This window comes from Mitsuokella jalaludinii DSM 13811 (assembly GCF_000702905.1).
In the GTDB taxonomy this organism is placed as follows: Bacteria; Bacillota; Negativicutes; order Selenomonadales; family Selenomonadaceae; genus Mitsuokella; species Mitsuokella jalaludinii.
The window spans coordinates 30,203-51,419 of record NZ_JNKR01000001.1 but is presented as its reverse complement, the minus strand read 5'-3'; the positions used below and the strand labels follow the sequence as shown (position 1 = coordinate 51,419).

Below are 21,217 nucleotides of genomic sequence, written 5' to 3'. Positions count from 1 at the left end.
CGGCTGGTGTGAGTCCTGGCAGGGGGATGCGGAAGGTCGCTTCGGAGTTGCTTCGCTGAGGCTTTTGCTTAGGCGGGGACGTGGGCGGCGTTAACGCGAGAGTCACGCGGCATGGGCTGCGTGAGAAGATTGGTGGTACCACGAAGGCAGGCGCTTTCGTCCTTTTGGGACGGAAGCGCTTTATTTATGAGGAGGATTCGTATGCCAGAGAAAGAAGAGCTCGGGAACAACATCCCGAAGGTTTATGACCCGCAGTCGTTTGAGAAGAAATGGTATGAGTTCTGGGAGAAGAACAAGTTCTTCCATGCAGAGGTCGACAAGAGCAAGAAGCCGTACAGCATGGTCATCCCGCCGCCGAATGTCACGGGCCAGCTGCACATGGGCCACGCACTCGACAACACGCTGCAGGACATCCTGATCCGCTACCACCGCATGCAGGGCTACAACACGGTCTGGATCCCGGGCTGCGACCATGCCGGCATCGCGACGCAGGCAAAGGTCGAGGGCAAGCTCCGCGAGGAGGGCACGAACCGCTATGAGCTCGGCCGCGAGAAGTTCCTCGAGCGCGTCTGGGACTGGAAGGAGAAGTTCGGCAGCCGCATCATGTTCCAGCTGCGTTCGCTCGGCTCCTCGCTTGACTGGGATCGCGAGCGCTTTACGATGGACGAGGGCTGCAGCCGCGCTGTCCGCGAGGTCTTCGTCAGCCTCTACGAGAAGGGGCTCATCTACCAGGGCACGCGCATCACGAACTGGTGCCCGTCGTGCAACACGGCCATCTCGGACATCGAGGTCGAGCACGAGACGGAGCAGGGCCATCTCTGGCATCTGCGCTATGAGGTAGAGGGCGAGCCGGGCAAGTACGTTGAGATTGCGACGACGCGCCCGGAGACGATGTTCGGCGATACGGGTGTCGCCGTCCATCCGGATGACGAGCGCTACAAGGATCTCGTCGGCAAGACGCTGATCCTGCCGATCGTCGGCCGCCGCATCCCGCTGTTTGCGGATGAGTACGTCGACAAGAACTTCGGCACGGGCGCCGTCAAGGTCACGCCGGCTCACGATCCGAACGACTTCGAGATGGGCCAGCGCCATCACCTCGAGGAGATCAAGGTCATCGGCAATACGGGCAAGATGCTCGAGGGTGCCGGCAAGTACGCGGGCATGGACCGCTACGAATGCCGCAAGGCGCTCGTCAAGGAGCTCGAGGAGACGGGCGTGCTCGTCTCGGTCGAGGAGCATGAGCACTCCGTCGGCCACTGCTCGCGCTGCCATTCGACGATCGAGCCGCTCGTCTCGAAGCAGTGGTTCGTCAAGATGGAGAGCCTTGCCAAGCCGGCCATCGAGGCCGTCGAGGATGGCCGCATCCAGTTCGTGCCGGAGCGCTTCACGAAGACGTACATCAACTGGCTCGAGAACATCCGCGACTGGTGCATCTCGCGCCAGCTCTGGTGGGGCCACCGCATCCCGGCTTGGTACTGCGATGACTGCGGTGAGACGAGCGTCTCGCGCACGGATCTGACGGAGTGCCCGCACTGCGGAAGCAAGCACATCCATCAGGACGAGGACGTGCTCGACACGTGGTTCAGCTCGGGCCTCTGGCCGTTCGAGACGTTCGGCTGGCCGGACAAGACGCCGGAGCTTGAGCAGTTCTACCCGACGGCGACGCTCGTCACGGGCTACGACATCATCTTCTTCTGGGTGGCCCGCATGGTCATGATGGGCCTGGAGTTCGGCAAGGACATCCCGTTCCACCATGTCTTCATCCACGGCCTCGTGCGCGACAGCCAGGGCCGCAAGATGAGCAAGTCGCTCGGCAACGGCATCGATCCGGTCGAAGTCGTCGAGAAGTACGGCGCCGATACGCTGCGCTTCATGCTCATCACGGGCAATACGCCGGGCAACGACATGCGCTTCTACTGGGAGCGCGTCGAGAGTGCGCGCAACTTCGCCAACAAGATCTGGAATGCTTCGCGCTACATGCTCATGAACCTCGAGGGCTTCGACAAGGACTTCAAGCCGGAGGAGAGCGACTTCACGCTGGCTGACAAGTGGATTCTCTCGCGCTATGCCAAGACGGCTGAGGGCGTGACGAAGAGCCTCGATAACTTCGAGCTCGGCGAGGCCGGCCGCATGATCTACGAGTTCATCTGGAACGAGTTCTGCGACTGGTACATCGAGCTGACGAAGGCGCGCCTCTACGATAAGGAGAATGAGCGCGCGAAGAACACGGCCCTCTACGTATTGTCGTACGTCCTCGAGCACACGCTGCGCCTGCTGCATCCTTTTATGCCGTTCCTCACGGAGGAGATCTGGCAGAAAGTGCCGCATGATGAGGCGTTCAAGAGCATCATGATCGCGGACTGGCCGGCGGCTGACGAAGCGTTGCTCGACGACGCTGCCGAGGCGCAGATGACAGCCATCATGGAGACGATCAAGACGGTCCGCAACCTGCGCGCAGAAGTCGGTGCGGCTCCGGGCCACAAGAGTGAGGTCATGCTGCACTTCACGGAGAGCAGCCTGCGCCCGGTCTTCGCGGAGAACGAGGGCTACCTCAAGGCCCTGGCTGCGGCTGAGCCGGTCACGCTGCTCGCAGACGATGCGGAGAAGCCGGAGAACGCCATGGCCGGCGTCGTCGACGGCGTGGAGATCTACCTGCCGCTCAAGGGCCTCATCGATGTCGAGAAAGAGACGGCCCGCCTGCAGAAGGAGCTCGACAAGCTCGAGAAGGAGATAGGGCGCCTCTCGGGCAAGCTCAGCAACGAGGGCTTCCTCAAGAAGGCCCCGGAGGCTGTCGTCGCCAAGGAGCGCGAGAAGCTCGCTGGCTATGAGGAGAAGAAGCAGGCGGTCGAGGGACGCATCCAGGACCTCGCCAAGCTTTGAGAATGGAGCGACGCGATATGAATTATCAGGAAGCCATTTCTTATCTGGAAGGGCTCAAGATATTTGGCATCCGCCTGGGACTCACGCGCATCGAGCGGCTCCTCGAGCTGCTCGACCGGCCGCAGGATCGCTATCGCACGGTCCATGTGACGGGCACGAACGGCAAGGGCTCTGTCTCGGCGATGGTCGAGGGGGCGCTGCGACGCAGCGGCATCCACACGGGCTTCTACAGCTCGCCGCACCTCGTCTCGTACACGGAGCGCATCCGCGTTGACGGGCAGAATATCAGTGAGCAGGATTTTGCAGCGGGCATGACGGTCATCCGCGAGAAGATCGACCTGATGCTCGCAGAGGGCGCGGAGTGTCCGACGCAGTTTGAAGTGCTCACGGCGCTCGGCTTCTACTACTTTGCCAAGTGCCAGGTCGAGTATGCCGTCATCGAGGTCGGCCTCGGCGGCACGCTCGACTCGACGAATGTCATTACGCCGGAAGTCTCGGTCATCACGAATGTCACGATGGAGCACGCCGACAAGCTCGGCGGCACGCTTCAGAGCATCGCGGAGAACAAGGCTGGCATCATCAAGGACGGCGTGCCCGTCGTGACGGCCGCCAAGGGGGAGCCGCTTTCTGTCATTCGCGCGGTGGCCGAGGAAAAGAGCGCCGACATCTTCGTGGCTGGCGAGGATTTCTCCTCGAAGTTCATCAGCTGCGACGGCTGCGTGCAGCAGCTTGAGTTCAGCTCGGAGCTTCTGGGCATCGATCATCAGCCGTATGAGCTGCACCTGCTCGGTGTCCATCAGGTCGAGAACAGCGCGGTGGCCCTGATGACCCTGCGCCTGCTGCACAATATTGACGCGCGCCTTACGATGGAGACGGTCACGGAGGCGCTGCGCCTCGTGAGCTGGCCGGCCCGCTTTGAGCGGCTCGACTTCGGGGCGCAGACCGTCATCGTGGACGGCGCTCACAACCCGGCCGGCATGCGGGCGCTGCGCTCTAGCCTCGATGCGATCTTTCCCGCCGAGGAGCGCGTACTGCTCCTCGGCATCCTCAAGGACAAGGACATCGATGCGATGCTCCACATCCTCTTGCGGCCGAACGACACAGTCGTCGTGACCGTGCCGCAGTCGGAGCGCGCCGATTCGGCTGCCGACCTCCTGCGCCGCGTCGCGCCGGCCGTGCAGCATGTCGAGGCCTTCGAGGCGAACAAAGAGGCGCTTGACCGCGCGCTGGAGCTCGCCAACGGCGAGAAGCTTCTCGTCATCGCGGGCTCCCTGTACCTCGTCGGCGGCGTCCGCGAGATGCTGCTGCAGCGGAAGGGGTGAGCAAATGAAGAAGGATAAGACAAACCTGACGGGCGCGCACATCCGCGAGAAGCGCCGGGCCCTCGCACAAGGCCGCTGGAAGCGGCGCGCGAGCGCGATTGCCTGGTACGGCCTCCTGGCCGAGGTGTTCTTCCTGCCGCTCTCGCCGGGCGCGGCGACAGTCGCTCTGCTCGTCGGCATCGCGGGGACTGCCCTGCGGTTCTACGTGGACAAGGATTTCCACTTCCGCCACCTGCGCTTCGACGTGCCGGCGGTGCTCTTCGTGGCCATCAGCGCCCTGTCGGTGCTGTCCTCGCCGGACCGCGGCTTTAGTTTCTACAACTATTACAACCTCGTCGGCGTCTACGTGCTGACGTATCTCCTGATCGGGCAGAACGTCCGGGAGCCCTGGCAGATGAAGTCCATCCTGCGCATGGCCTGCGCGGCAGCTGTCATCGTCCTGCTCTATGGCTACTATCAGTTCCTGTTCGGCATTGACATCAGTTCGATGAAGTGGGTGGACGGCGATGCCTTCCCAGAGCTGCGCAAGCGCGTCTTCTCGACCTGGGAGAACCCGAACATCCTCGCGGGTTACCTCGACATCCTCATCTGCCTGGCCTTCGGCCTCTTCATGAAGTGCCGTAACCGCGAGCGCCGCATCCTCCTGGGCGCGTTCATGCTCGCGGCAGCGGCCTGCCTGGCGATGACGTATGCGCGCGGCGCCTGCCTCGTCATTGCGGTCATCCTCGCGGGCTACGGTGCGCTCCGTGACCGCCGCGTGCTCGCCGCCTGTGTCGTCGTCATCGCGCTTCTTTTCGCCGTTGACCCGATGCTCTACGAGCGCATCACGTCCGTCTTTACGAAGGTGGACACCTCGACGGAGATGCGCCTGGCGTTCTGGGAGAGCACGGTCGCGATGATCCAGGACCACCCGTTCCTCGGCATCGGCTGGGGCGCTTACTGGATGGTCTACCCCGAGTACGACTTCTACCTGCAGGGGGCCAATGTGCTCATCGTCCATGCGCACAACATCTACCTCAACTACATGGCAGAGATCGGCATCCCGGGCGCCGTCGCGTTCTTCTGGTTCTTCTTCGGCACGATGATCATGGCACTGCGCACGCACTTCCCGGAAATGCCTGTGCGCAAGCTGCGCGGCGCCTTCCGCTGGGAACGCCTCTGGACCGACTGGGAGGAGAGTGACATCCTCGCGGGCCTGAGCCAGGGCATCGGCCTCGCCGTGCTCTCCGTCGCGCTCAACGGCCTGACGGACGATCTGCTCTTCAACATCCCGTCATCGATGCTGCTCTGGATGATCGCGGCCCTCGCGGGCGTGCTCTCGTGCATGAGCCCGCAGAAGACGGCCGCGGAGAAGAAGGCGGGCGGCAATGAATTCCTCGCAAGGTTCCGCGCGACAGCCGTCCAGAACGCCAAAGAGGCCAAGGACAAGGTGCAGGGCAAGGTCGAGGCGAAAGTCCACGGCATGCTCTACCGCGAGACGCCGGTCGAGCCGGTGGGAGCGGCCAAAGCGGCGTCCGACTCCAAGTCGGCCGAGACGACTGCCGAAAGCAGCGCACCTGAGCCGGTGAAAACGGCTGACGCGCCAGAAGCGTCTGAAGCACCGCAGAAGCCGCTCGACCCGATGGACGAATTGGCTGAAGAAGTCCGCAAGGCGCTCGAGCAGCGCAAGCAGGAAGAAGAAGCGGCTGAGGCAGAAGCGGCAGCCAAAGAGACTGCCGCAGCGCCGAAGGGCGAAGTTGAGGCCGAAACGCCGGCATCTGAGCCGGAGCAGGAAGGTGCTGACACTGCAGGATCTGCTGAAGACGCTGCATCTCCTGAGCCAGACAGACCGGAACAGACGGAACAGACGGAGCTGACGGAAGAGAAGGCAGAGACAGCCGGAAAGCCAGAAGATGGCGAGAAAGCTGAGAAGAAGGCAGAAGAGAAGAAGAAAGCGAAGGAGGCAGACAGCCATGAAGAAAACGAACGCGATATCAAAGGCGACCATTGACCGCCTGCCGCTCTACTTCCGCACCCTGCGCCTCCTGCAGGACGAGGGCCGCGACATCGTTTCGTCGGATGAGCTCGGCCGCCGCCTCGGCATCACGCCGGAACAGATCCGCAAGGACCTCGCGTCCTTCGGCCAGTTCGGCAAGAAGGGCGTCGGTTACTACGTCAATGAGCTCAAGCGCAACATCGGCGGGATCCTGGGCCTCGACAATCACTGGAACATCGCGATCGTCGGCATCGGCCACCTCGGCGTCGCGCTCGCGAACTACCAGAACTTCGTGACGCTCGGCTTCAACCTCGTCGCACTCTTCGACCAAGACCCGAATGTCATCGGCCGCACGGTCAACCACGTGAAGGTGGAGGACATCAGCCATCTCAAGGCCATCGTCAAGCAGCGCAACATCCAGATCGGCATCATCGCGGTGCCGGCAGCGTTTGCGCAGGGCGTGGCCGATCAGCTCGTCGCGGCCGGCGTCAAGGGCATCTGGAACTTCGCGCCAATCAAGATGCAGGTCCCCGAGACGATGCACATCGTCAACGAAGACCTCTCGATTGGGCTCAGCAGCCTCTCGTACCACATCACGCGCATGTGACCGTCAAGCAAGAAGCACGCTCTAAGGGCGTGCTTTTTTGCTGTCAGGCAGGAACTCGGGAGAAAAGCGAGAATAGTAAGAAGCAGGATACATAGGCATTATCATCGATGCCAAAACGATACACAAAGACGATGATCCATTTTTATGGAATGGCCTGGAGTGCGTCTCTGGGCAAAGGGAAACAAGGAGGTTTTTCCATGGTAGATATCCTCGATCGTGTGCGCAACAAGGCGCTGCAGTCCAAGATCGTGACGCCGGAGGAAGCGGCAGACTTTATCAAGCCGGGCATGACCCTTGCGACGAGCGGCTTCACATCCTCGGCCTACCCGAAGGCGATGCCGCTCGCTCTCGCGGACCGCATGAAGAAGGACCCGTTCACGGTCAACATCATGACGGGCGCTTCGACGGGGCCGGAGTTCGATGAAGCGCTCGCCTCGGTCCACGGCATCAAGAAACGCCTGCCGTTCCAGACGGACAAGGTGCTGCGCAGCCAGATCAACGACGGCACGGTCGATTACATCGACATCCATCTGTCGGAGGTCGCGCAGCTCTCGCGCTGTGGCTACCTCGGCAACCTTGACGTTGCCGTCATCGAGGCCTGCGCCATCACGGAGGAAGGCAACATCATCCCGACGACGGCCGTCGGCAACTCGGCCTCGTTCGTGCAGACGGCCGACACCGTCATCATCGAGGTCAACAACGCGCAGCCGCTGGAGTTCGAGGGCATGCACGATGTCTACCTGCCGCTCGACCCGCCGAACCGTCTGCCCATCCCGATCGTGCGCGTCGACGACCGCATCGGCACGCCGTACATCCCGTGCCCGCAGGACAAGATCCGCTACATCGTGCCGTGCGACATCGCGGATCACACGCGCTCGCTCGCGCCGCTCGACGCGACGGCGCAGCAGATGGCCGACCTGACGATTGACTTCCTCAAGCGCGAGATAAAGGCTGGCCGCATGCCGAAGAACCTGCTGCCGATACAGTCGGGCGTCGGCAATGTCGCCAATGCCGTCACGGCGGGCTTTGTCCGCTCGGACTTCCGCGACCTCACGGTCTACACGGAGGTCATCCAGGACGGCATGCTCGACCTCATCGATGCGGGCAAGCTCAACTTCGCCTCGGGCACGGCCTTCTCGCCGTCTCCTGAGGGCATGGCGCGCTTCTTCAAGGACATCGAGACGTACAAGAAGTACATGATCCTGCGCCCGCAGGAGATCTCGAACAGCGCGGAGGTCATCCGCCGCCTTGGCGTCATTGCGATGAACACGGCCGTCGAAGTCGACATCTACGGCAATGTCAACTCGACGCACATCGCGGGCACGCACATGATCAACGGCATCGGCGGCAGCGGCGACTTCGCGCGCAACGCCTACCTGACCATCTTCTACACGCCGTCGGTGGCCAAGGGCGGCAAGATCTCGGCCGTCGTGCCATTCTGCTCGCATGTCGACCAGCCGGAGCACGACGTCGACGTCATCATCACGGAGCAGGGCGTGGCCGACCTGCGCGGCAAGTCGCCGCGCCAGCGCGCCAAGGAGATCATCGAGAACTGCGCGCACCCCGACTTCCGCCCGATGCTGCGCGACTACTTCCAGCGCGCCGACGCGAAGACGAACCACGCGCACACGCCGCACCTCCTCGATGAGGCCTTCTCGTTCCACCAGCGCTATCTGGAGACGGGCAGCATGAAGCGCGAGAGTCAGGAAGATACAGGAAAGGTGTGACCAGAATTTAGTATCAGCTTGCAATTTTGGGTGAAATAGTGCACAATAAGAGGGCAGAACTATGCTCATAACTCGTATAGGAGGATTTTAATGGCAAGCGTTCAGGAAAAAATCGCTCAGATGAACGCGATGAAGGAGCACATCCGTCAGGGTGGTGGCGCCGCTCGCGTTGAGAAACAGCATGCTCAGGGAAAATACACGGCGCGCGAGCGCCTCGAGAAGCTTTTTGACGAGAATTCTTTCGTCGAGCTCGATATGTTCGTCAAGCACCGCTGCTCGAACTTCGGCATGGACAAGAAGGACATGCCGGGCGACGGCATCGTCACGGGCTACGGCACGGTCGACGGCCGTCTGATCTACGCCTACGCACAGGACTTCACCGTCTCGGGCGGCAGCCTCGGCGAGAAGCACGCCCACAAGATCTGGAAGGTCCAGGATCTCGCGCTCAAGATGGGCGCTCCGTGCATCGGCATCAATGATTCGGGCGGTGCCCGCATCCAGGAGGGCGTCGACGCGCTCTCAGGCTTCGGCGGCATCTTCTTCCGCAATACGGCCGCTTCGGGCGTCATCCCGCAGATCTCGGTCATCATGGGACCGTGCGCGGGCGGCGCTGTCTACAGCCCGGCCATCACGGACTTCATCTTCATGGTCAAGAACACGAGCCAGATGTTCATCACGGGCCCGGCCGTCATCAAGTCGGTCACGGCTGAGGAAGTCACGCCGGAGCAGCTCGGCGGCGCCATCACGCACAGCACGCGCTCGGGCGTCGCGCACTTCGCCTGCGAGGACGAGGACGACTGCATCGCGAAGATTCGCGAGCTGCTCTCGTACCTGCCGAGCAACAACCTCGAGAACGCGCCTGCTGTCGAGCCGACGGACGACCCGGACCGCCAGGATGAGAGCCTCAACTCCATCGTGCCGGACAATCCGAACATGCCATACGACATGAAGGAAGTCATCCGCTCGCTCGTCGATGACGGCGAGTTCTTCGAGATCCAGAAGCTCTTTGCGACGAACATCGTCATCGGCTACGCGCGCCTCGACGGCAAGGTCGTCGGCATCGTCGCCAACCAGCCGAAGGTCATGGCGGGCTGCCTCGACGTCGATGCGTCCGATAAGGCGGCGCGCTTCGTCCGCTTCTGCGATGCCTTCAACATCCCGCTCTTGACGCTCGTCGACGTCCCGGGCTTCCTGCCGGGCGTCAACCAGGAGCACACGGGCATCATCCGCCACGGCGCGAAGATGCTCTACGCCTACAGCGAGGCGACGGTGCCGAAGGTCACGGTCATCACGCGCAAGGCGTACGGCGGTGCCTACATCGCCATGTGCTGCCACGAGCTTGGCTCGGATCAGGTCATGGCCTGGCCGTCGGCTGAGATTGCCGTCATGGGTCCGTCGGGCGCGGCCAACATCATCTTCCGCCGCGATCCGGACAAGGAAGCCAAGACGCAGCAGTACATCGACGACTTCTCGACGCCGTACCTCGCCGCAGAGCGCGGTTACGTCGACATGGTCATCGAGCCGAAGGAGACGCGCCCGCTGCTCATCACGGCCTTCAATGCGCTCGCGAGCAAGCGCGAGGTAGGCCCGGCGAAGAAGCACGGCAATATCCCGCTTTGATTTGGATTCGGAGGCTAAAGATGAGATTTGATGTAAGAGGTGTCAAGCCGGAAGTCGTCGCTGCGATCGCGGCTGCCATCCAGATGATGACAACGCCGGAGCACAAGGTCGTTGCGCTGCGCATCCGCCGCAGCAGCAATGAATGGTCGCTCTCCGCGCGCGGCGGCAGACGCTGAGACAATAGCAAGCGCTAGAGTCGGTTCAGGGAATCGATGATCGGATAATCGAAAGATGATACAGGTTGGAGGAAACATTTCATGAAAAAGTTCAACATCAAGGTCAACGGCATCTCGTATGAGGTAGAGATTGAGGAAGTCAAGGACGGCGCCCCGCAGGCTGCTGCACCGAAAATCGCCGCACCGAAAGTGACGCCGAAGGTTGCCGCTCCGAAGGTCGAGGCACCGAAGGCTGCACCGGTCAAGTCCAAGGAAGCTGTTGCAGCAGGTGCCGGTGAGCACTCCATCGACGCGCCGATGCCGGGCAAGATCGTCAAGGTCGTTGTCGAAGAAGGCCAGAGCGTCAAGGCTGGCGAAGTGCTGCTCGTCCTCGAGGCCATGAAGATGCAGAATGAGATCACGGCCGATGCAGACGGCACGGTCAAGGCCGTCAACGTCGAAGCTGGCCAGAATGTCAAGGTCAAGGAATCGCTTGTGATCCTTGGCTGAGCCAATCGAGCGATAAAGGAAGAGGCTGCCCATGTGGCGGCCTCTTTTTCTTGACAGCGCAGAGCTTGTCCTTTATAATTGAGAAGATATTTCAATGTAATGCGAACAGGAGGGAATCTTTTGAAACGAATCCTTATTGCCATGCTGCTCGTGCTGCTGGCTCTGGGTGCAGCTGGCTGCGGCACACAGCAGCAGAGCGGCCACGACAAGAAGTTCCGCATCGTCACGTCGTTCTACCCGATGTACATCGATGCCATCAACATCACGAAGGGCGTCGACGGCGTCGAGGTCGTCAACATGACGAAGCCGCAGACGGGCTGCCTGCACGACTACCAGCTGACGACGGAGGACATGAAGACGCTCGAGAAAGCCGATGCGTTCATCGTCAATGGCGCGGGCATGGAGAGTTTCCTCGACAAGGTCATCAAGCAGCAGAAGAACCTCAAGATCATCGACGCCTCGAAGTCGGACGACATCAACTTCCTCAAGGACGGCGACGAGGTCAACCCGCATGTCTGGCTCAGCGTGACCTACAACATCGCGCAAGTCGAGGCCATCACCTCGCAGCTCTGTGAGGCGGACCCGGAGCACGCCGACGCTTACCGCAAGAATGCGCTCGACTACGTCACGAAGCTCACGGCCCTGCGCGAGGAGATGCACAAGGAGCTCGACAACCTGCCGCACAGGGATATCGTGACGTTCCACGAGGCATTCCCGTACCTCGCGAAGGAGTTCAAGCTCAACATCATCAGCGTCATCGAGCGCGAGCCGGGCACGGAGCCGACGCCGCACGAGCTCGAGGAGACGGTCGCCAAGGTCAACGCGCTGCCTGTCAAGGTGCTCTTCACGGAGCCGCAGTACTCGCCGACCGCCGCGCAGACGATTGCGAGCGAGACGGGCGCGAAGATGTACGAGCTCGACCCGGTCGTCACGGGTGAGGCCAACGAAGAGGCGATGGACGCCTACATCACGGCGATGAAAAAGAATATGGAGGTGCTCAAGGAGGCGCTGCAGTAAGCGTACTTGGGCCTGGGGGAAGTCTCCTGCACAACGTGCGGGAGACTTTCTTTATTTGCGAAATGAGCCATATGAGGATATAATAAATTTTATCGAAGATGAAGATTAGGAGAGAATCAGAGAACGGAGGAAGAAATGGAGCGATTCAAGAGACTTATCGAGCGCGGCCTGCTGACGGTGTCGGCGCTCTTCCTGCTGAGTGCGTCGGCAGCGGCGCAGTCGGTCGTCGTCGACGGTGTCGGCGCGGATGAGCGCGCGGCACTGATCGACGCTTCGCGCGCGGCCGTCGAGCAGGTCGCGGGTACCTTCATCGACTCGCGCACGCTCGTCGAGAACGCGGCCGTGAAACTCGACCAGATCTACACGAAGGCACAGGGCTTCGTCACGGGGACCGAGATCCTTGCGAAGGAGCAGCAGGGCGGCTTTGTCCACCTGCGCGCCCGCATCGATGTCGACACGAGTCCCGATGCACAGCTCATGAACAACCTCAGCATGATCATGATGCTCAATGACCCGCGCATTGCCGTCGTGGTGCGCGAAGCGGACGGCGGTCACGACCGCGCAGCGGAGTCGGCGCTCGATTCCAAGCTGCTCGAGCTCGGCTTCTCGCATGTTGTCGCCTCAGAGCGCACGGCGGGCCTCGACCTCAGCGGCCTCGTCAGTGCTTCTTCGCGCACGGCGGCCGGACAGTCGCTCGGTGCCGACTACCTCGTGCTCGGCAGCGTCGAGTCGCAGGCCACGGACATCTCGCTGCCCGACGGCGAGGACGGCAGCTACCGCAAGACGCAGCTCAAGTCGGGTCGCGCGCGCCTGACGGTCAATGTCATCCGCACCGCGACGGGCGAAGTCGTCGGCACCTTCACCACGACGGCAAAGGGCGTCGGCACGAGCGAGGCGATGGCCAGGAGCAAGGCCGTCGAGAAGGCTTCTTCTAAGGCCGCGGAGCGCCTCGAGGAGAAGTTCCGCCATCTCGGGTCGGAAGCTGGCACCCAGGAATGGTGAGCGAAAGATAAGAGTGATCGGTCAAAGAGAGGGGCATCTTTATGATAGAGAGAACGAGAAGCAGGCTCGGGCGCATCATCGCTGTGCTGTTCATGTGCTTTGCACTCATGGCGGGCACGTGCATGGCCGCCAGTCTCAAGAGCCATCCGACTGTCGGCATCCTGCCGCTTGAGAATCGGGGACTCATCTCGCCCGACTGGGACCGCGACGAAATGGGTGCAGCCGTCGAGTACATCTATACGGACTTATTGGACAGCGGCCGCTTCAAGCTGCTGGACCGGACGCGCCAACGCGCGCTGACCGATGAGTACGCGCATGATTTATCCGGGCTCGTCGATGAGGATACGGCGCCTGCCATCGGCAATCAGTACGGCGCGCAGTACTTGCTCATGGGCAGCATCATCGGCGTGACGACGCGCCGCTCGGAGACGACGGTCGTCGGCGCGGGCACGAAGCGCGCCCAGGTCACGGCGACCGTCAGCCTGCGCCTCGTCGACACAGAGACGGGCCAGGTCGTGCTCGCGGCGACGGGCCGCTCGCGCAAGAACAACACGCTCGTCAAGGCACCGCTCGGCCTCATCCGCATTGGCACGGAAGAGGTCGACAAGGAACAGGTCAATGAAGCGCTCGAAGACGCCATCTCGGATGCCGTCGACGGCCCGCGCGGCCTGCTCGCGCGCATGGACGGCAGGGTGGGCGCGAAGAAATCGAAGCGCTGAGCGCATGTGTCGTGTTTATCGTGTGTTGACGGAGGATAATCGATGCAGATTTCATGGAAGAATGTATTCCTGCTCGCGGCCCTTCTCTTTGCCCTACCACTGACGGGCACGCCTGCCCAGGCTGCCGGCCTTTTCGGCGGCACGCCGGCAGGGGACAGCGTCTTTGTCGGCGAGGTGCAGAGCTACGGTGACTATGAGCTCAAGGCGGATGCCTGCGCGACGTTTGTCGACAAGCTGGCCGAGGCCCTGCGTCAGCAGGGCATTGCCGTCAGCGGGCGAGCTGACCTCACGAACGAGGAGGGCCGCCACGACGCGATCGGCAGCGGCGATGAGGCGGCGGAACTGTCGGAGATCCACATGGACGCCATCGTCCACGGCCATCAGTTCGACCGCGGCTACACGGCGGCCAAGCTCGCGCACTATGCGGACCTGGCGATGGGCCGCGCCTACTTCCATCAGGAGGAGCGACTGGCCGCTTGGAAAAAGAGCACGCAGGTCTACCGCCTCTCGCCGGACAAGCAGCGCACGGCCGCAGCCATTGCCGCGAAGTACGGTGCCGACTACATGCTCTTCGTCAACCTCAAGGACTTCGATGTGCGCCTCAAGCACAGCATCTTCGCGACGCATACGGAGCGCGAGACGAAGGGCAAGAAGCTCAGCGCCTCGCTCGACTACTACCTCGTCAACGCCAGGACGGGCCGCGTCTACGAGAAGCACATCGAGAACAAGAAGACGGCGCAGATGGTCAACTTCGGCCTCGGCAAGACGGGCAAGGGCATGGATGTCGATACTCTGCTCGGCGAGGTCATGGAGACGTCGGCCAAGGACATCGCCGACGATGTCAAGAAGCACGGACTGGATGAGGTGAAGGGCAATGGCACATCGTTGGTTCATTGAGAAAGGCAGGCTCTGCCTTGCGGCCATGCTGCTTGCCTTGACGGCCGTCCTCGCCTTCGGCAGCCTGACGGCGGAGGCCGCCAAGCCGCGCGTCGCCATCGTCGGCTTCACGAGCCGCGTCCAGAAGACGGACATCACGCTGACGGACCTCAAGGAGCCGCTGCCCGAGATCTTGACGGTCGCGCGCGAGCAGCTGACCGCAGAGCTCGCGGGCGAGGCGAAGTTCGACCTCTACGACTTCGGCGCGCAGTCGACAAAAGCGCGCTGCGATGAGGCCGCCTTTGTCGAGGCGCTCGGTGCGGGCGACATCGTGCCGGAGCTGGCGGGCAAGGCCGACTACTATGTCTTCGGCTACCTGACGACGCTCGGCAAGGTCAAGGCGCAGAGCGGCGCGCTCGGCCTATCGGGCCGTGACAAGACGGTCCACGCCGAGCTATCCCTGCGCGTCATGGACGCGCACACGGGGGCCATTGTCTTCGTGACGAAGGCCGACTCGCGCCGCAAGGCAGAGCTCGCCTACAACGCTGTCTGGCAGCGCCACGACAGCGGCGAGGAAGACGCCATTGCTGAAGCCATAGAGGATGCGGCGACCAACCTTGCGGCGCAGTTCAAGCAGGCCATGTGAGAGCAGGCCATCTGAGAGAATCGGAGGAGATGGAATGATGGGGAAGAAGGGAATGCTGCGCGGCTTGGCGCTAGGTTGCCTGATGGCGGCGCTTTCGCTCGCGCAGCCCGTGTCGTCTGAGGCGGCGGGCAATATCTGGATGGATGAGAGTGCGGAGGTTCAGGCGAAGTCTTTTAAGAAGGTCGTCCTGTTCCCGATACGCTACCTGGGTGAACCGGATGGCCGTGTCGACCAGTTCCAGGGCTACAACGCCGCTCTCGCGAAGCGCATCAACAAGCGCATCAAGCGGACGAACTTCATGAAGTTCGAGGATCCGGGCGACGCGAAGGCGGCCGACAAGAAGCGCGAGAAGCGCGAGATCCTGCGCGACGATCCTGCTTACCGCGAACTCTTGCGCCACTTCGACAGCGAGGCAGACCGCGCGAAGGCCGTCTACGACACGACGGGCGCGGAGGGATATCTCTTGCCGCATATCCGCTACGAGCAGGAGCGCGTCGACCACTCGCCGGCGACATGGACGACGGTCAAGATGGAATCGTACTACGACATCGAGAACGGCCCGCAAGGCGACAAGTCGAAGTGCAACTACCACAGCTGGTACGCCAATCACCTGATCCCCGCGCATGACTCCACACTGCAGATGCTCGACATGGACTTTCGCCTCTACGACGCGGCGACGGGCAAGGAGGCCATGACGCTCATTGACTATTACCGCAACTACGGAGTCGACCAGTGGCACGCCTTCGACCAGATCGCCAAGAATTTCACGGGCGACTGGAACCGCCTCAAGAAGGACCGCGACCGGGATGTGCCGGCCGGTGCGCCGACGCTCGGCTTCCGCAATCTCGAATTGCCGTGGAGCGCTTCGCAGGATGAATTCGCGATCAAGACAATCTACTACGCCTACAAGGACGAGGCGGGCGACGACCTCCGGCGCGTCAAGGCCGACTACGCGCCGAAAGGCGGCCGCTACTACGTGACGGGTGCCATCACGGACTACGCGCGCGGTGAGACTTGGTGTCCGCCGACAGCCTCGACGAGCGCGGTGAAGGACCGCGAAGAGGAATTCAAGTGGTACGACGACAAGGGAAATGAGCACAAGGGCAAGCGCGTCTACTATAAGACCGAGGTCACGGATTCCTACGGCTACTACCGCTTCTGGTACCGCGCGGCGGCCGACCTCTCGCTCGTCGACTCGCGCACGGGCCGCGTTGTGCTCTCGTGCAGCCTCGCGGCAGAAGATGACGACCGCTACGCCAACGCCCTGCGCAAGATCTTCAAGAGCTTCTACAAAGATGTCGACAAGGCCATCGGCATAGACAGCTGACTGCCGGATCGTCGGACGGTCCGACGGCTCGTCCGACTCTGTCCTACTGCGTCACCGCGGCGATGTTTTCGCCATGCGGTGACTTTTTTCTTGCAATAAGTCAAAAAAACAAATATAATAAAGGTAATAATAGTCAAATAGTCAATTTAAAAACGAAGGTGATTATCTTGAGTAATATTGCAGATTTGATTGAAGCTTACATCCTGCGCCAGCTCGCTGCGAAACAGGATGGCAAAGTGGAACTGCGCCGCACGGATATCGCCGATGAGATCTCGTGCGCGCCGTCGCAGATCAGCTACGTGCTGTCGACGCGCTTCACGCCGGCCAAGGGCTTTGCTGTCGAGTCGCGCCGCGGCCTCGGCGGCTATATCCGCATCGTGCAGGTGCCGCTCAAGAATCTCGTCTATCAGGACATGATGGACAAGATCACGGAGGAGACGGATTACGCGACCATCCAGTCGATGGTGCACTACCTCTTGCAGCACGCGATGATCACGAACCGCGAGGCCGCCCTGATGATGCAGGTCGTGTCCTCGGTCTTCCAGTCGGAGGGGATGACGCCGAAGGAGCGCGTCCACCTCTTGAAATCCATGTTGCTGACGGTGGAGAAATTCTCGTAGGGCCGCCGACTGCCATGCGGCCGACTGACGGGTCATGCAGAGAAGAGTCATCGTCATCATGGAACGAAAGAGTAGAGGAGGAATATCATGTTATGTGAGGATTGCGGCCGCAACCGCGCGGTCGTCCATATTACACAGATCGGGCCGGACGGCAAGATCGAGAAGAACCTCTGTGAGAGATGCGCGGCCAAGTACGGCGAATTCCTCATGGAGAACCAGAAACATCGCAATGTGTCGATGAACGACTTTTTGAAGGGCGTCTTCAGTGCGGGGGCGCAGGGGGAGAAGCCGCAGCAGGAGAAGGTGACGGAGCTCGTCTGCCCGAACTGCGGCATGAGTTACCGCGACTTCCAGCAGACAGGCAAGATCGGCTGCAGCGTCTGCTACGCGACGTTCCGCCGCCAGCTCGAGCCGCTATTGCGCCGTATCCACGGGTCGAGCACACACAGCGGCAAGATCCCGCACCGCACGGGCGGCACGCTTACGATGAAGCACACGATCGAGAGTCTGCGCAGCTCGCTTAAGGAGTGCGTCGCGCAGGAAGAGTATGAGAAGGCCGCGGAGCTGCGCGACAAGATCCGCCAGCTCGAGCATGAACTCATGGAGACGGAAGGGGGCGAGAGCGATGGCCGTCAATGAACTCCTGCGCAGCAGCAGCCTCTCGTGGCTCGCCGCTTCGGGCAAGGACAGCGATGTCGTGCTCTCGAGCCGCGTCCGCCTCGCGCGCAATTTCAAGGAAATCCCGTTCCCGAACCGCGCGGACTTCAACCAGCTCACCGCGGTTCGCCTGCAGGCCGAGAAGCTCCTGCCGGGCATCGCGGCGGATCTCGGGCAGGCCTTTGACCTCCTCGACCTCGAGCGCATCACGCCCCTGCAGCGCGATGTCCTCATCGAGAAGCAGCTCATCAGCCGCAACTTCATCCAGAATCCGCAGCACCGCATCGCCTTCATCACGGCGGACCGCGCGACGAGCATCATGGTCAACGAAGAGGATCACCTGCGCATCCAGTGCATGGCGCCGGGGCTCGACCTCGACACGCCTTTTGCGCGCGCCTCGCACATCGACGACATGGTCGAGTCGCAGGTCGACATCGCCTTTGACGAGAAGATGGGCTACCTGACCTCGTGTCCGACGAATCTCGGCACGGGCCTGCGCGCCTCGGTGCTGCTGCACCTGCCGGGCCTCGTCTTCACGCGCAACATCCAGAGCATCATGAACATCTCGCCGCAGCTCGGCCTCGCCATCCGCAGTGTCTACGGCGACGAGACGGAGAGCGTCGGCAACCTGTTCCAGATCTCGAACCAGCTGACGCTCGGCTTCTCGGAGCAGGAGATCCTCGAGAACCTCAAGACGGCCGTCATGGAGATCGTCTCGCACGAGCGCCAGGCGCGCAAGGCTCTGGCCCTCTACATGAAGGAGCGTCTCGAGGACGAAGTCTGGCGCTCCTACGGCACGCTGCGCTACGCGCGGCTGCTCTCGGAGAAGGAAGTGCTCGAGCTCTTGTCGAAGGTGCGCCTCGGCATCGACCTCAAGCTCATCAACGAGGTCGCGCCGGACTGCTACGCAGAGATCCTCATCAGCAGCCGCACGAGCTACTTGCAGAATCTCGCGGAGAACGAGAATTTATCGAAGCATGAAATCGACAGGCTGCGGGCCGAGCATGTGCGCAATGCCCTGCTCGCTCACACCCGGAGTCAGGAGGCTCCAAAATGAATTATCGCAATCACTTCACGAGCCGCGCCATCAAGGCGATTGAGTTTGCTCAGTACGCCTCGCGTGAGCTCGAACAAGATTATATCGGGACGGAGCATCTGCTTCTAGGCCTGCTGCACGAGGAGGGCAGCGTCGCCGCGGCGGCTATGCAGGCCGTCGGGCTGCGCTTCGACGACGTCATGCAGCGCGTCGAGACGATGGTCGCCGGCGACGCCGAGTACCCGGCCGACAACCCCTACTACACGCCGCGCGCCAAGCGCGTCATGGAGGGGGCCATCGAGGAGGCGCAGACGCTCGGCCACAACTACATCGGCACGGAGCACATCCTGCTCTCGCTCTTAGAGGAGACGGAGGGCGCGGCGGCAGAATTGCTCGCCAATATGGGCGTCGATATCGACGCCCTGCAGAACGAGGTGCTCGACCGCATCGACCACCCGCATCCGGAGGGCGACGGCCCCGAGCCGGGCCGCGCCGAGAAGGGCAAGGGGCGCCAGGCGCCGCAGCTCCTCAAGAAGTACGGCCGCAACCTCAACGACATGGCCAAGGAAGACCGCATGGATCCCGTCATCGGCCGCGATAAGGAGATCCAGCGCGTCATCCAGATCCTCGCGCGCCGCACGAAGAACAACCCGATCCTCTTAGGCGAGCCGGGCGTCGGCAAGACGGCCATCGCCGAGGGACTCGCGCAGCGCATCGTCGAGGGCTCTGTGCCGTACATGCTGCAGGACAAGAAGGTCATCTCCTTGTCGCTCGCCTCAATCGTCGCCGGCGCGAAGTACCGCGGCGAGTTCGAGGAGCGCCTCAAGGGACTCATCGACGAGGTGCGTCAGGACGGCTCGGTCATCCTCTTCATCGATGAGATGCACACACTCGTTGGCGCGGGTGCGGCAGAGGGCGCGCTCGACGCCGCCAATATCTTGAAGCCGGCGCTCTCGCGCGGCGAGATCCAGATCATCGGTGCGACGACGCTCGACGAGTACAAGAAGCATCTCGAGAAGGATGCCGCGCTCTCGCGCCGCTTCCAGACCATCCTCGTAGAGGAGCCGGGCATCGAGGATGCCAAGAAGATCCTCATGGGCCTGCGCGCCAAGTACGAGGCCTTCCACTGCGCCCATATCGAGGACGCGGCCATCGAGGCGGCCGTGCGCCTCTCGCACCGCTACATCACCGACCGCTTCCTTCCGGACAAGGCCATCGACCTCATGGACGAAGCGGCCTCGAAGGTCCGCATGAAGCAGGTCGCCCAGCCGGAGAAGCTGCAGGAGATCCGCTCGCGCCTCGAGAAGCTCGGCGTGGAGAAGGAAGCTGCCATCTCGGCGCAGGACTACGAGCGCGCGGCCAAGATCCGCGATGATGAGCAGAAGGTCAAGGAAGAGCTCGAAGAGGCTAAGCGCCGGTTCGAGAAGCGCGGCAAGAGCCGCATCACGGTCACGGCCGACGACATCGCCGACGTCGTCGCGCAGTGGACGGGCGTGCCTGTGCGCCAGATTGCGGCGAAGGAGTCCGACCGCCTGCTGCACATGGAGAAGATCCTCTCGCGCCGCGTCGTCGGACAGAAAGAGGCTGTCGAGGCCGTCAGCAAGGCCATCCGCCGCGCTCGGGCCGGCCTCAAGGACCCGAAGCGCCCGATCGGCTCTTTCCTGTTCCTCGGCCCGACGGGCGTCGGCAAGACAGAGCTTGCCAAGGCGCTCTCGGAGGCTCTCTTCGGCACGGAGGACGCCATCATCCGCTTCGACATGTCGGAGTACATGGAGAAGTACGCCGTCTCGCGCATGGTCGGCGCGCCTCCTGGCTACGTCGGTTACGAAGAGGGCGGCCAGCTCACGGACGCTGTGCGCCGCAAGCCGTACTCCATCATCCTGCTCGACGAGATCGAGAAGGCACATCCCGACATCTTCAACGTGCTGCTGCAGGTCCTCGACGATGGCCGCCTGACGGACGGCCAGGGCCGCACGGTCGATTTCCGCAACACCGTCATCATCATGACGAGCAACGCCGGTGCAAGCCTCTTGAAGAAGAGTGCTCCTGCCCTCGGCTTTGCCGTCGGCTCGGGCGATGAGAAGCAGGAGGCAGAGGAGGCGGCCAAGAAGCGCGTGCTCGAAGAAGTGCGCCACATCTTCAAGCCGGAATTCCTCAACCGCATCGATGAGCTCATCGTCTTCCACCCGCTCGGCCGCGAAGAGCTCTCGAAGATCATCGACATCCTCTTGCGCGATGTCCGCGAGCGCCTCGCCGACAAGGAGATCCGCCTCGAGGTCAGCCCGGCCGCCAAGAGCATGCTCGTCGAGAAGGGCACGGACTTCAAGTACGGCGCACGTCCCCTGAAGCGCGCCATCCAGAAGCTCATCGAGGATGAGATCGCCGAGCACCTGCTCGCGCGCGATTTCCGCCGCGGCGACACGATCCAGGTGCGCAAGAGCGGCGCCAAGCTCGACTTTGTGCGCAAGGATAAGGAGAAGGCCAAAGAGAAGGCAGTGTCCAAGACGACGGAGGCGTGACG

General features: G+C 62.2%; 17 protein-coding genes and 1 pseudogene. All 18 read left to right on the top strand.

What is annotated here, in order from left to right; all coding sequences use genetic code 11:
- Positions 1 to 201: 201 nt before the first annotated feature.
- The 18 genes and pseudogenes from T518_RS00265 to T518_RS00180 all read left to right on the top strand — a co-directional run bounded on the left by T518_RS00265 (position 202) and on the right by T518_RS00180 (position 21,215).
- Positions 202 to 2,880 (top strand): valine--tRNA ligase, encoded by a 2,679-nt coding sequence (locus T518_RS00265; protein ID WP_036373498.1) that lies wholly within the window; start codon positions 202 to 204, stop codon positions 2,878 to 2,880.
- Between the two features lie 17 nt (positions 2,881 to 2,897).
- Positions 2,898 to 4,202 (top strand): bifunctional folylpolyglutamate synthase/dihydrofolate synthase, encoded by a 1,305-nt coding sequence (locus tag T518_RS00260; protein ID WP_036373495.1) that lies wholly within the window; start codon positions 2,898 to 2,900, stop codon positions 4,200 to 4,202.
- Positions 4,203 to 4,227: 25 nt separating this feature from the next.
- Positions 4,228 to 5,550: pseudogene (locus T518_RS12400) on the top strand (O-antigen ligase family protein); the annotation flags it as partial.
- A 604-nt stretch (positions 5,551 to 6,154) separates the two neighbouring features.
- Positions 6,155 to 6,784: a redox-sensing transcriptional repressor Rex gene (locus T518_RS00250; protein WP_036374397.1), complete on the top strand. Its 630-nt coding sequence runs from the start codon at positions 6,155 to 6,157 to the stop codon at positions 6,782 to 6,784.
- Between the two features lie 197 nt (positions 6,785 to 6,981).
- Positions 6,982 to 8,511, top strand: coding sequence for a succinyl-CoA:acetate CoA-transferase ScpC (scpC, locus tag T518_RS00245; protein ID WP_036373491.1), 1,530 nt, complete (start codon positions 6,982 to 6,984; stop codon positions 8,509 to 8,511).
- Positions 8,512 to 8,601: 90 nt separating this feature from the next.
- Positions 8,602 to 10,131, top strand: a complete 1,530-nt coding sequence (gene mmdA / locus T518_RS00240) for a methylmalonyl-CoA decarboxylase subunit alpha (RefSeq protein WP_036373488.1) — start codon at positions 8,602 to 8,604, stop codon at positions 10,129 to 10,131.
- Positions 10,132 to 10,151: 20 nt separating this feature from the next.
- Positions 10,152 to 10,307 carry a hypothetical protein gene (locus T518_RS00235; protein ID WP_036373485.1) on the top strand — a complete coding sequence of 52 codons (156 nt, stop codon included), beginning with the start codon at positions 10,152 to 10,154 and terminating at the stop codon, positions 10,305 to 10,307.
- Positions 10,308 to 10,388: 81 nt separating this feature from the next.
- On the top strand, positions 10,389 to 10,796 hold the full coding sequence (locus T518_RS00230) for a biotin/lipoyl-containing protein (protein ID WP_036373482.1): 408 nt from the start codon (positions 10,389 to 10,391) through the stop codon (positions 10,794 to 10,796).
- Between the two features lie 141 nt (positions 10,797 to 10,937).
- Positions 10,938 to 11,813, top strand: coding sequence for a metal ABC transporter substrate-binding protein (locus tag T518_RS00225; protein ID WP_415950080.1), 876 nt, complete (start codon positions 10,938 to 10,940; stop codon positions 11,811 to 11,813).
- A gap of 135 nt (positions 11,814 to 11,948) precedes the next feature.
- The gene (locus T518_RS00220) at positions 11,949 to 12,815 is read left to right on the top strand and encodes a hypothetical protein (protein ID WP_036373476.1); all 867 of its coding nucleotides are present in this window, start codon (positions 11,949 to 11,951) and stop codon (positions 12,813 to 12,815) included.
- 41 nt (positions 12,816 to 12,856) lie between these two features.
- Positions 12,857 to 13,534, top strand: coding sequence for a CsgG/HfaB family protein (locus T518_RS00215; protein WP_036373473.1), 678 nt, complete (start codon positions 12,857 to 12,859; stop codon positions 13,532 to 13,534).
- A gap of 42 nt (positions 13,535 to 13,576) precedes the next feature.
- Positions 13,577 to 14,431 (top strand): hypothetical protein, encoded by an 855-nt coding sequence (locus T518_RS00210; RefSeq protein WP_036373468.1) that lies wholly within the window; start codon positions 13,577 to 13,579, stop codon positions 14,429 to 14,431.
- On the top strand, positions 14,409 to 15,056 hold the full coding sequence (locus tag T518_RS00205) for a hypothetical protein (RefSeq protein ID WP_155948019.1): 648 nt from the start codon (positions 14,409 to 14,411) through the stop codon (positions 15,054 to 15,056). Before T518_RS00210 ends, T518_RS00205 begins: the two co-directional genes overlap by 23 nt.
- Before the next feature lie 37 nt (positions 15,057 to 15,093).
- Complete coding sequence (locus T518_RS00200; RefSeq protein ID WP_036373459.1) at positions 15,094 to 16,383, top strand: hypothetical protein; 1,290 nt, start codon at positions 15,094 to 15,096, stop codon at positions 16,381 to 16,383.
- A gap of 167 nt (positions 16,384 to 16,550) precedes the next feature.
- The gene (locus tag T518_RS00195) at positions 16,551 to 17,003 is read left to right on the top strand and encodes a CtsR family transcriptional regulator (protein WP_036373454.1); all 453 of its coding nucleotides are present in this window, start codon (positions 16,551 to 16,553) and stop codon (positions 17,001 to 17,003) included.
- An 87-nt stretch (positions 17,004 to 17,090) separates the two neighbouring features.
- Positions 17,091 to 17,642, top strand: a complete 552-nt coding sequence (locus tag T518_RS00190) for a UvrB/UvrC motif-containing protein (RefSeq protein ID WP_036373451.1) — start codon at positions 17,091 to 17,093, stop codon at positions 17,640 to 17,642.
- On the top strand, positions 17,629 to 18,717 hold the full coding sequence (locus T518_RS00185; RefSeq protein ID WP_036373448.1) for a protein arginine kinase: 1,089 nt from the start codon (positions 17,629 to 17,631) through the stop codon (positions 18,715 to 18,717). The genes T518_RS00190 and T518_RS00185 overlap by 14 nt, the downstream gene beginning before the upstream one ends.
- Complete coding sequence (locus T518_RS00180; protein WP_036373445.1) at positions 18,714 to 21,215, top strand: ATP-dependent Clp protease ATP-binding subunit; 2,502 nt, start codon at positions 18,714 to 18,716, stop codon at positions 21,213 to 21,215. Before T518_RS00185 ends, T518_RS00180 begins: the two co-directional genes overlap by 4 nt.
- Positions 21,216 to 21,217: the final 2 nt, after the last annotated feature.

What these genes read in the sequence shown, in the direction of transcription:
- T518_RS00225 (WP_415950080.1), top strand. Translation starts at nt 10,938, where the DNA reads ATGCTGCTCGTGCTGCTGGCTCTGGGTGCAGCTGGCTGCGGCACACAG.
- T518_RS00210 (WP_036373468.1), top strand. Translation starts at nt 13,577, where the DNA reads ATGCAGATTTCATGGAAGAATGTATTCCTGCTCGCGGCCCTTCTCTTT.
- T518_RS00215 (WP_036373473.1), top strand. Translation starts at nt 12,857, where the DNA reads ATGATAGAGAGAACGAGAAGCAGGCTCGGGCGCATCATCGCTGTGCTG.
- T518_RS00200 (WP_036373459.1), top strand. Translation starts at nt 15,094, where the DNA reads ATGGGGAAGAAGGGAATGCTGCGCGGCTTGGCGCTAGGTTGCCTGATG.
- T518_RS00260 (WP_036373495.1), top strand. Translation starts at nt 2,898, where the DNA reads ATGAATTATCAGGAAGCCATTTCTTATCTGGAAGGGCTCAAGATATTT.
- T518_RS00185 (WP_036373448.1), top strand. Translation starts at nt 17,629, where the DNA reads ATGGCCGTCAATGAACTCCTGCGCAGCAGCAGCCTCTCGTGGCTCGCC.
- T518_RS00180 (WP_036373445.1), top strand. Translation starts at nt 18,714, where the DNA reads ATGAATTATCGCAATCACTTCACGAGCCGCGCCATCAAGGCGATTGAG.
- T518_RS00220 (WP_036373476.1), top strand. Translation starts at nt 11,949, where the DNA reads ATGGAGCGATTCAAGAGACTTATCGAGCGCGGCCTGCTGACGGTGTCG.
- T518_RS00235 (WP_036373485.1), top strand. Translation starts at nt 10,152, where the DNA reads ATGAGATTTGATGTAAGAGGTGTCAAGCCGGAAGTCGTCGCTGCGATC.
- T518_RS00265 (WP_036373498.1), top strand. Translation starts at nt 202, where the DNA reads ATGCCAGAGAAAGAAGAGCTCGGGAACAACATCCCGAAGGTTTATGAC.
- T518_RS00205 (WP_155948019.1), top strand. Translation starts at nt 14,409, where the DNA reads ATGGCACATCGTTGGTTCATTGAGAAAGGCAGGCTCTGCCTTGCGGCC.
- mmdA (WP_036373488.1), top strand. Translation starts at nt 8,602, where the DNA reads ATGGCAAGCGTTCAGGAAAAAATCGCTCAGATGAACGCGATGAAGGAG.
- T518_RS00190 (WP_036373451.1), top strand. Translation starts at nt 17,091, where the DNA reads ATGTTATGTGAGGATTGCGGCCGCAACCGCGCGGTCGTCCATATTACA.
- scpC (WP_036373491.1), top strand. Translation starts at nt 6,982, where the DNA reads ATGGTAGATATCCTCGATCGTGTGCGCAACAAGGCGCTGCAGTCCAAG.
- T518_RS00250 (WP_036374397.1), top strand. Translation starts at nt 6,155, where the DNA reads ATGAAGAAAACGAACGCGATATCAAAGGCGACCATTGACCGCCTGCCG.
- T518_RS00230 (WP_036373482.1), top strand. Translation starts at nt 10,389, where the DNA reads ATGAAAAAGTTCAACATCAAGGTCAACGGCATCTCGTATGAGGTAGAG.